The organism is Solidesulfovibrio sp. (assembly GCF_029978005.1).
GTDB lineage: Bacteria > Desulfobacterota > Desulfovibrionia > Desulfovibrionales > Desulfovibrionaceae > Solidesulfovibrio.
This window is the reverse complement of the sequence record NZ_JARKOZ010000046.1, coordinates 34179-44275: the sequence shown is the minus strand read 5'-3', so window position 1 is coordinate 44275 and position 10097 is coordinate 34179. Positions and strand designations below refer to the sequence as shown.

8 protein-coding genes are annotated in these 10097 nt (G+C 64.4%); 7 read left to right on the top strand and 1 reads right to left on the bottom strand.

Features of this window, described 5'->3' with window-relative positions; translation table 11 throughout:
• Window positions 1-14 precede the first annotated feature (14 nt).
• Window positions 15-434 carry a hypothetical protein gene (locus Q1K70_RS05000; protein WP_300156493.1) on the top strand — a complete coding sequence of 140 codons (420 nt, stop codon included), beginning with the start codon at window positions 15-17 and terminating at the stop codon, window positions 432-434.
• Window positions 435-534: 100 nt separating this feature from the next.
• Entirely contained in the window at window positions 535-1230 is a 696-nt protein-coding gene (locus Q1K70_RS04995; RefSeq protein ID WP_300156492.1) for a hypothetical protein, read from the top strand.
• A 395-nt stretch (window positions 1231-1625) separates the two neighbouring features.
• Here the strand turns inward: Q1K70_RS04995 and Q1K70_RS04990 are convergent, their stop codons facing one another.
• Window positions 1626-3092 carry an outer membrane homotrimeric porin gene (locus Q1K70_RS04990; protein ID WP_300156490.1) on the bottom strand — a complete coding sequence of 489 codons (1467 nt, stop codon included), beginning with the start codon at window positions 3090-3092 and terminating at the stop codon, window positions 1626-1628.
• A gap of 728 nt (window positions 3093-3820) precedes the next feature.
• Between Q1K70_RS04990 and Q1K70_RS04985 the strand changes: the two genes are divergently transcribed.
• The 5 genes from Q1K70_RS04985 to Q1K70_RS04965 all read left to right on the top strand — a co-directional run bounded on the left by Q1K70_RS04985 (window position 3821) and on the right by Q1K70_RS04965 (window position 9897).
• Entirely contained in the window at window positions 3821-5347 is a 1527-nt protein-coding gene (locus tag Q1K70_RS04985; RefSeq protein ID WP_300156488.1) for a sulfatase, read from the top strand.
• Between the two features lie 159 nt (window positions 5348-5506).
• Complete coding sequence (locus tag Q1K70_RS04980; protein ID WP_300156486.1) at window positions 5507-5815, top strand: thioredoxin family protein; 309 nt, start codon at window positions 5507-5509, stop codon at window positions 5813-5815.
• Between the two features lie 6 nt (window positions 5816-5821).
• Complete coding sequence (locus Q1K70_RS04975) at window positions 5822-6742, top strand: FAD-dependent oxidoreductase (RefSeq protein ID WP_300156484.1); 921 nt, start codon at window positions 5822-5824, stop codon at window positions 6740-6742.
• Window positions 6743-6815: 73 nt separating this feature from the next.
• A complete protein-coding gene (locus tag Q1K70_RS04970) occupies window positions 6816-8198 on the top strand; it encodes an aryl-sulfate sulfotransferase (protein ID WP_300156482.1) in 1383 nt (460 codons plus the stop codon).
• Window positions 8199-8463: 265 nt separating this feature from the next.
• Window positions 8464-9897 (top strand): MFS transporter, encoded by a 1434-nt coding sequence (locus Q1K70_RS04965; protein WP_300156480.1) that lies wholly within the window; start codon window positions 8464-8466, stop codon window positions 9895-9897.
• Window positions 9898-10097: the final 200 nt, after the last annotated feature.

The window sequence follows — 10097 nt, the reverse complement described above, 5'->3', positions numbered from 1 at the left end:
CCAAGGAGACTGCCATGCACCGCCAGAATCTGCGGCGTCGCGCCGGGCTACTTTTATTTGTTATCCTTTTTTCGTTGACAGGGTGTGTCTATAATGAGTATATGCGAATCGAGCAAGGGAAGTTCGCTGAAAATACACGCAAAAATGCCGAAGAAGAACAGCGCAGACAAGATCTTCTCCTGAAAAGGCAAGAACTTGAGAGTCAAATCAAAGCCATGGAACATGATATAGACTTACTTAATAAAGAATACGCCGCCACGACCGCCTCCATCGCCGCGCTGCAACAACAGAACAAGCGTAATCAAAGTGCTCTTGCGAAACAGCAAAAAGACGAGCTGCGGTTGCAACAGATCAAAAAGGCCATCAAGGACAAACAATCCGTCGTTACAGAAAAAAAACAACGTCTCGACAGACTTATCGATCAGAATATGTAGTCGTTCGACTGTTTCGGAATCATGCGGCACGGCAGGCGGCAATGTCCGGGAGAGCTTCCGGCGTTCCCGTCGCCGAATGCGCGAACCGAGGAGAAAAACCATGTCGTGCGGAAAACGCCCTCTCGTCCTTGTGTTGATTCTCGCCTTGCTCTCGGCTTCCTGCACGCCGGCCCGCCGCACGACGCAGAACTTCGAACCGCAAGAGGAACAGGCCGCCCCGCCGCAACAGGAACCCCAGAACGCGGCGGAACGGAAGATCTTCACGCAGGCCATCGTGGCCGGCGCGTTGATCGGCGGCGGCGTCGGGGCAGGCGCAGGCGCGTTGCTCAGCCGCGACAACCCGGGGCTCGGCGCGGGAATCGGAGGCCTCGTCGGCACGTTCATCGGCGTGGCCACGGCGGCCGCGATCGCGAAAAAGCAGATCGAGACCTATCGGAATATCAAGCTGCAAAACAAGCAACTCGAAAAGCTGTTGGAAACCGCGCAGGAATACAACGGCAAGGTCGAACAACAAAACGCGGCCTTCGCGCAAGAGCTGGAGGGGCTTGAAAAACACAAGAAAACCGAGCGCCAGACCATCGCCAAGACCAAGCTGCAGGAACTCAAAACCCAGGAAGAGCAACTGCAACTGGCCATCGCCGAACGGCGCAAGCTCGCCGAGACCCTCATTCCCGAACAGAAAGAAGCATACCAGCAAACCCTCGCCGGCCTGGAAAACGAGGAAAAGCGCCTCGACGGCATGATCAAGCAAGCGCAAGCCATCTCGGAAACGGGGTATGTCGGCCCGTTGAGCTGACGCCGGAGCAGGCAGGCGGCTTTCGACTCGGACAAGGGTATGACCTCCCGGCGATCCGCCCCCATCGATGATTTGACGCAACCCATCCGCGCCCGGCTTGGCAAGCCATAGCCGCCGGCCGCGTTACGGAAAAAGGGGCCGCCGATCTCTCGGCGACCCCTGGCATCCCTGGCGACGGCGTTGCGGGTAGTCCAGGCCTCTCGAATGTCACCCAGGCGGCATGTTCATCAAAGACGCATCCCTTGTCGTCTTGCGTCAGCGGACGCCGGAAGGCTCCGGTCGACGGACGCTGTACGACGACGGCCTGCGGCAGGCCTGCCGACGGCGGCACGCCCGCCCGTGCCCGTGGTCGCGACAAGCGCCTTGAGTTTCCTTTGCTCCTGGCACGGCCAGACTCAGAACTTGTAGCTCAGACCAAGGGCCAGCAACCAGGTGTTGTTGCCGTTGGCTTCCGCCTGGCTGACCAGACGGTGGCCCCAGACGCTCTCCTGGAATTGGCCGTGGGCCCAGCCTGTCTGCAGGATCAAGGCGAGGTTTTCGTAAAGGTCGTACTTCGTGTCGAGGTTGAGGCCCGTGAGGTAATCGTTCTGGGCCAGGTCGTGGCCCATGGTCATGTAGGACGCGTTCAGCAGCCGGGCCGCGCGGATGGCCCGGGGGCTGTTGTTGCCGTGGACGTAGGCGAAGGTCAGGCGGTTGGACAGCTTCTCGACGAAGGAAATGTTGGCCAGGGAGAAGGCCATGCCATAGATGCCGACCGGCGTGGTGTAGGTCGTCGTGTCGCGGGGGAGGTCCTGTCCGCTTTCAAACAGGAAGCTTCTGCCGGGTCCCCACTGGGAGCGCATGTACGGCATGCGCTCGGAGCCGTTGCGGGTGGAATTGTCCTCGCCGGTGGACCAGAAGGCGTACAACTCCGGAGTCGCCACGCTCCATCCCGTGTATTTCATGGCGAAATCCACCATCCAGCCGTGCCGCTTGGCCGCGCTGGAATCGTTCATGGCCCCTTCGCCGTAGATGACGTCGGCGTAGAAGCGGATGGGGTCGAGGGCGGAGACGTCGAAGCTGCCTCCGGCCCAGACATAGGGATTCTGGGCGTTCTTCCACCGCCCCAGGCCGCTGGAGGCGTTCATGTTGGCCACGCTCGCCGCCGAGAACAGGGCGTTGTCGAAGGAGTTGCCTATTTCCGAGACGTCGGCGGTGTTCTTGAACGTGTAGTTGGCGCTGCGGCCGGCCACGGCGACCACGCCCCAGGGCGTGGCCTTCATGCCTTCCACGGTGATGGGCAGGGCCAGGAAATAGGCGTCGAGCTCGTCGCCTTGCTGGGTGGTGGTGGTGTCGAAGGTCCTGTTGGTGTCGAAGAGGCGGCCGAAGCCGGCCAGCACCGAAAAGGCGTCCGGGATGATCGGCGCGTTGACCGTCAAGGCGGCCACCGTGTCGGAGTAGAGCACGCTGCCGTTGAAGATGGCCGCCTGGGGCAGGTCCAGCACCTGCAGGCCCGCGGTCACTTCCACCTTGGTGTCCGGCACCCGGAACTGGAGGTAGGCGAGGTCGACCAGGACTTCCGCCGCCGGGTTGGCGGCCGTGTAGGTGCCCTGGCCCCAGGTGTTGATGACGCGCAGCCCGAGGCGGAAGTACACCGCCTTGCTCGCTTCGAAATCCGCCCGCAAACGGAAACGTTCCCAGACCTCGAAGGTGTCTTCGGTCTTCGTCCCCGTCTTGTTCCAGCCCGTGTAGTTATGGTTTACATAAAAATTGCCCATGATGAAAGAGTCGCCGCGCATCTTCACCAAGGTCTCCGCCCGGGCATGCAGGGCGAATCCCAGAGACAGCATGAAAGCCATGATGCAACACAAACGCCTTTTCATTCGCTACTCCCTCCGACTCGTTTGCTGGTCCATGTAGATACGAAGCCGCAACAGCCGACGTCTCCTTGACGCTCTCCGGCGCTCTCCGCCGTCATGGCGTCCCAACGTCCCCCCCACCCCCCGAAGCGCCGGTGCGACGCCGTGGCGCGGCGCCGCTGGCCCGCCGTGGGGAAGGAACGTTCCTGGCAATTTTTTGAAGGAGTTACGGAGAAACGACCGGCGAGGACAACTCGTAAAAATACGAGGTTGCCCGGCTATTTTTTCGAGTCGCATCGGCGTCGCGCCTCTGGCGAGGCCAGGGGGCCGCCGGCAAGCGGAGCCGCGCCGCTTTGCCATGCGGTCAAGGCGTGGTCGCGCGGCGACATCCTGGCGCAGGAATCGCGCCTGGCTGCGGCGAGGCGGTGAAGCGGCGGACGCTTTCCAGGGCCATGGCCGAAGGAAGTGGCCCCCCGGACGCCGCCTGGGGAAGCGGGGGCCGGCCGAAGCCTCTCCGCTTCCCCGAAGGCCAGGAATCTCCTGTCCACCCTGCTTTCCCGGGAAACCGGCCCCGAAAACAAAGACCGCAAACCTCGTAGTTTTACGAGTTGTTGCGTCAAGGCCTTTCTTATTAGCTGGCACAAACGAAAACGGGCGTCGGGCCGCAGGCGAAACGCCGTCTGCCCATGGCGCCCCTACAGCCTGGCGGCCGCCTGGTCCCGCATCAAGGGGCGGCTGCAAAGGAGATTGGCATGGCGGACAAGAAAATCAAAAACGTCGTCTTCATCATGCTCGATACGTTGCAGCACAACTATTTGGGCTGCTACGGCAACAAGACGGTGAAGACGCCGAACTTCGACCGTTTCGCGCGCAACGGCTTTCTCTTCGAGAACGCCTACAGCGAAGGCCTGCCCACCGTTCCCGTGCGCCGGGCCCTGATGACCGGCCGCTTCACCCTGCCCTTCGGCGGCTGGCAGCCCCTGTCCCACGAGGACACGACGCTCACCGACATCCTGTGGGGCCGCAAGGTGCAGACCGCCCTGGTCTACGACACCCCGCCCATGCGCCTGCCCAAGTACGGCTACTCCCGGGGCTTCGACTACGTGAAGTTCTGCCCCGGCCACGAGCTGGACCACACCACCTACGCCGACGAGCCCCTCGATCCGGGCATGCGCCCCATCGACTACACCTCGACGACCATGGTCTACGACGCAAAGGGCGAGCTGATCGACGACGCGAGCAAGGCCCTGCTCGAGGAAATCGAGTGCTTTCTCAAGTTCCGGCAGCAGTGGCGCAGCGAGGACGACAACTACGTGAGCGTCGTGGCCCGCGAGGCCGACCGCTGGCTGCGCGACATCCGCATCAAGAGCCGCCCCTTCATGCTCTGGATCGATTCCTTCGATCCCCACGAGCCCTGGGATCCGCCGTCGGTCTGGACCAAGGAGCCCTGCCCCTACGACCCCGAGTGGCCGGGCAACCCGCTGCTGCTCGCGCCCTGGACGCCCGTCGAGGGCCGCATCACCGACGAGGAGTGCGCCCACATCCGCGCCCTGTATGCCGAGAACATCGAGCTCGTGGACAAGCAGATCGGCAAGCTCCTCGACTCCATCCGCGACCAGGGCCTGTGGGACGAGACCATGGTCATCATCACCAGCGACCACGGCCAGCCCATGGGCAAGGGGGAACACGGCCACGGCATCATGCGCAAGTGCCGGCCCTGGCCCTACGAAGAGCTCGTGCACGTGCCGCTTTTGATGCACGTCCCCGGCCTCGAGGGCGGCAAGCGGATCGAGGGCTTCGTCCAGAACGTGGACGTCGCGCCGACCATCATGAGCGCCCTGGGCCTGTACCAGGACGTCAACGACCTGGACGGCGGCCACGGCTTCCCGGTCTACGGCTGCATCGACATGCAGGGCAAGGACCTGCTCCCCATGATGCGCGGCGAAATCGACAAGGTCCGCGACTTCGCCATCGCCGGCTACTTCGGCATGTCCTGGTCCATCATCACCGAAGACCATACCTACATCCACTGGCTGCTCAAAAACTGCAGCCAGCGCGATTACGCCAACGCCGACAGCCCGGGCAAGGAAATCATGAAGGACGAGGCCATGTGGTCCTGCACCGCCGGGGCCAAGCAGGAAGTGCCCGACAGCGACGAGCTCTACGACCGCCGCAAGGACCCCTTCCAGCTCAAGAACATCATCGCCGACAACAAGGATCTGGCCGCCGACCTGCTGCAAAAGATCAAGTTGTACATCGGCGAGCTCAAGACCCTCTAGCGCAGCGCCCCTAGAAAAATACGATGGCATTTTTCTAGAGAAACATAACTACCAAAGCGTGCTGTCCAAGGAATACGTTGCAGATATTTCGCGGGCACGACACAGGGACGACGAGCGGGGCCGCGCCTCGGCAGGCCCGGCCCCGCTCAGGGAGATGCGATGATCAAGGAAATCACCCAGGCCGACTACCAGGAAGCCATCGCGGCCACGCCGGCCGGCGTGTGCATCGTGTTCAAGGAACTGTGCCCCCACTGCAAGAACATGGAGAAGGTCCTGGAAAAGTTCGGCCAGCTCCAACCCGCCGCGGTCCTGCTGGGGCTCGACATCCAGAAGAATCCCGACGCGGCCAGGGCGCTTGGCGCCGAGCGGGCCCCCACCGTGTGCGTCATCAAGGACGGGGCGGTGCGCCGGACCAAGACCGGGCTCATGAATCCCAAGGAACTCCTGGCCCTGTACCAGGCGGGGTAGCGCGCCATGAAACCGGAACACCGCTACGACTGCCTCATCATCGGCGGCGGGCCGGCCGGCATGACCGCCGCCGTCTACGCCGCCCGGGCCAAGCTCAAGGCCATCGTCCTCGAATCCAACATCACGGGCGGCCTGGTCAATTCCACCTACGTCGTGGAGAACTTCCCCTCCTACCCGTCCATCCACGGCATGGAGCTCATGGGCCGCATGCGGGAGCACGTGGACGGCCTGGGCGTGCCGGTGGAGGAAGTCTGCGAGATCGAGCGCCTGGAGCTGGCCGGCGAGGTCAAGACGGCCGAGACCGACGAGGCCGTGTACCGCGCCCCGGCCGTGATCCTGGCCACCGGGCGCAAGCCCGTGGCGCTCGACGTCCCCACCGAGTGCGACCAGGTCCACCACTGCGCCATCTGCGACGGCGCGCCCTACGCCGGCAAGCGGGTCCTGGTGACCGGCGGCGGCAACAGCGCCTTCGACGAGAGCCTCTACCTCCTGTCCCTCGGCGTGGCCCACGTCACCCTCGTCGAGATCATGCCCAGGTTCTTCGCCGCGGCCGCCGCCCAGGAGGCGCTGTTCGCCTCGGGCAAGGCCGAGGGCCACACCGAAACCCGGGTGGTGGACCTGGAGACGACGGACTGCCGGCTGACGGCGGCCGTGCTGCAAGACGTCGCCTCGGGCAGGACCTGGCGCGAGCCCGTGGACGGCGTGTTCGTCTTCCTGGGCCAACTCCCCAACAACGCGCTGTTCAAAAATCAGATCGAACTGACCAAGGCCGGCTACATCCCGGCCGCGCCGGATGCGTCCACCAGCCTGCCGGGCGTGTTCGCGGCCGGCGACATCGTGGACAAGCCCTTCCGCCAGATCACCACGGCCGTGGCCGACGGCACCGTGGCCGCCTTGTCGGCGGAACGGTTCCTGCGCTGCCGGTAGCGGGCGCTTGGCGCGAAAGGGGCGGCAGGGGCGTTTGCATCCTCAACCCGCAACGAACGAAGAGGACTGCGAGATGAAAACGGCGATCAAGACGACGGCGACGGCGCTGGTCCTGGCCGGACTGCTCCTGGCGGCCGGCTCGGCCTTCGCCTACGAGGCCATGGTCGGGCCGACCGGTGTGCTCCTGCACGACAAGGCCAAGGCCTACCAGGGCTACACCCTGGTTTCGCCCACGGTCAAAAGCAAGACCACCTACCTGATCGACATGGACGGCGACGTCGTCCACGAATGGCAGTGCCAGTACCCGGCCGGGCTCTACGCCGAGCTTTTGCCCAACGGCAACCTGCTGCGCGGCGGCCACCTGGAGCAGAAGGACAACGGCTTCGGCGGCATCGGCGGCGTCGTCCAGGAGATCGACTGGGACGGCAAGGTGGTCTGGGAATACAAGCTCGCCGACCAGGACCACTACCAGCACCACACCTTCCACCGCATGCCGAACGGCAACACCCTCATCCTGGCCTGGGAGCGCAAGTCCAAGCAGGAGGCCCTGGCCAAGGGCCGCGACCCCAAGACCATCCCGGAGAGGCCGGTCGTCAGCGACGGCGTGGAGCACAACGACTTCTGGGTGGATTTCGTGCGCGAGGTGGACAAGGACGGCAAGACCGTCTGGGAATGGCACGCCTGGGACCACGTCGGCAAGGGCCCGGACAAGCTCGACATCAATTTCCACCTGCCCCAGCCCACGGGCGACGTCTACCCCAACTTCGACTGGACCCATTTCAACACGGTGACCTACCTGCCGCAAACGGACCAGATCCTGCTCAATTCCCGCAACTTCAGCGAATTCTACCTCATCAACCACAAGACCGGGGCCATCGAGTACCGCTGGGGCAACCCGGCGGCCTACGGCGCGGGCAAGTCCCCCTCCTGGTACGACGACGGCGACCAGCAGGTCTTCGGCGAGCACTGCGTCACGCCCCTGGAAAACGGCCACGTCCTCATGTTCGACAACGGCTCCGAACGCCCCCAGGGCAACCGCTCCCGGGTGGTGGAGATGGACCCCAAGACCGGCAAGGTGGTCTGGGAATACGCCACCAGGGACATCAACAGCTTCTTCAGCTACCGCCAGGGCGGGGTGCAGAAGCTGCCCAACGGCAACGTGCTCGTGACCTCGACCCACCACGGCCACCTGTTCGAGGTGACGCCGGACAAGCAGATCGTCTGGGACTTCGTGAGCCCCATCGCCATGGCCCAGCCCAAGTGCCTGCTCGACGAGGACCACGATTCCCTGCCCGGCCATCACAAGATGATGAGCAACGCCATCCACCGGGCCTACCGCTACGGCCCGGACTATCCCGGCCTCAAGGGGCGCGACCTGGGGCGCAAGACGCCGCTGGCCCCCGGTTGCCCGCAGTTCCTCGACGTCTACAAGACCGCCGCCGCGGGCAAGAACTGACAAAGGCCTCCCCCGAATCCTCGGCCGCGGATTCGGGGGAGACGAGGCGCGCCGCGCGCCGCTGACGCGGCGATCCTTCGATCATTGACAGCGAAACCCGGCCAGCGTCCCGGATTTCGCCCGCGCCCGCCGCAAGCGCCGGGGCGCACGCCAAGGGGAGGCGGCCCGAGCCCGGGAGGAGGGGATTCCCCGGGCCGCGCCAGGCAGGCGACGCGCGACGGCGGGCCAACGACAGCCTGTTATCCGCAAAGGAGAGAAAAGCATCATGGCCGAATACAGCATGGACAAAGTCCTCGAAAACGCCGGAAACGCGGCGTCCATGGGGCAGGGCGAAGCCTGCGCGCCGGCGTCGGACAGCGCCGGCGGGGCACTGCCCACGGGGCGTTTCGCCAACAACTACTTCGACGGCGTCCCCGTCAGCGGCGTGCACAAGTTCCTGTTCTTCATCATCATGGCCGCCTACTTCTTCGAGCAGCTCGACAACTGGAACTTCGGCTTCGTGGCTCCGGCCCTGTCCCAGTCCTGGAACCTGGCCATGACCGACATCGCCACCATCGTCTTCTGGTATTTCATCGGCATGACCTCGGGGGGCTTCCTCGGCGGGGTCATTTCCGACCTGATCGGCAGGCGCAAGACGTTCCTGTGTTCCATCCTGGTCTTTTCCATCTCCTCCATCGTCACCGGCTTCACGGACAGCTTCGCGGTCTTCACCGTGTTCCGGGCCCTGACCGGGTTCGGCGTCTTCTGCATGATGGTGACTTCCCAGACCTACATCGCCGAGATGTCGCCGTGCGAAAGCCGGGGGAAATGGCAGGGCAAGGTGGCGGCCGTGGGGTTTTGCGCCGTGCCCGTGGTCGCCTTTCTCTGCCGCCTGATCATCCCCATGGGGCCCGAGGCCTGGCGCATCATCTTTTACGCCGGCGGCGTCGGCCTGGTCGCCTTCGTCTTCGGCCTCAAATACCTCAAGGAATCGCCCCGCTGGCTCGTCTCCCGGGGCCGCGTCGCCGAGGCCGAGGCCGTGGTCGCCTTCATGACCCACCGCGACATCGACCTGTCCGCGGCGAGCCGGAAAGTCGAAGCCAAGGTCCGGTTCACGAGCGTGCTCACGGGCATGTTCACCAGGCGCTACCTGCTGCGCACGTCGCTTTTGATCCTGCTGTTCGTCACCATCACCCCGGCCGGATTCCTGCTGACCACCTGGACCACGCAGCTGATCAAGATGAAGGGCTTCACGGTCACCGAGAGCCTCACCGCGGCCACCATCATCAGCATCGGCGTGCCCATCGGCTGCTTCCTGGCCTCCCTCGTGTCGGACCGGGGCGGCCGCAAGATCCCCCTGGGGCTTCTGAGCGTGGCCACGGGCCTAAGCGCCATCGCCTTCGCCTTCATGGACGGCCTGACCGGGCTCATCTGCGCCGGCTTCACCGTGACCGTCGTCAACATGGCCGTGAACTTCATCCTGTTCTCCTACACGGCCGAATCCTACCCGACCAAGATGCGCAACACCGCCACCGGATTCCACAACGGACTGGCCCGGCTGTCCGTTTCCGCCTCCCAGCCGCTCATTCCGCTCATCCACCAGGCTTACGGCTTCGCCGGCGTCTTCGGCGCCGTGGGCTTCCTGTACCTGGTGCCGGTGGTGCCCCTGCTGCTGTGGGGCAAGCGGACCGGCGGCAAGAGCCTGGAGGAGATCGAATAGGCCGCGACGCGGCCGCCCAGGCGGCGGCAGGGTCCCTTGACCTTGCCGCCGCTTGTCGGAGACGATGGAAGCGCCGTCCGGGACGGGAGGTCTCGTTGCTGGGAAAACGCCTGGAAACGCCTATGCGGACGCCATCCGCCCGTTTTTTTTCAAGACGCCTGTGCGTGTGCCTCTTGTGGTTTGCCTGTCTGGGAAGCCCG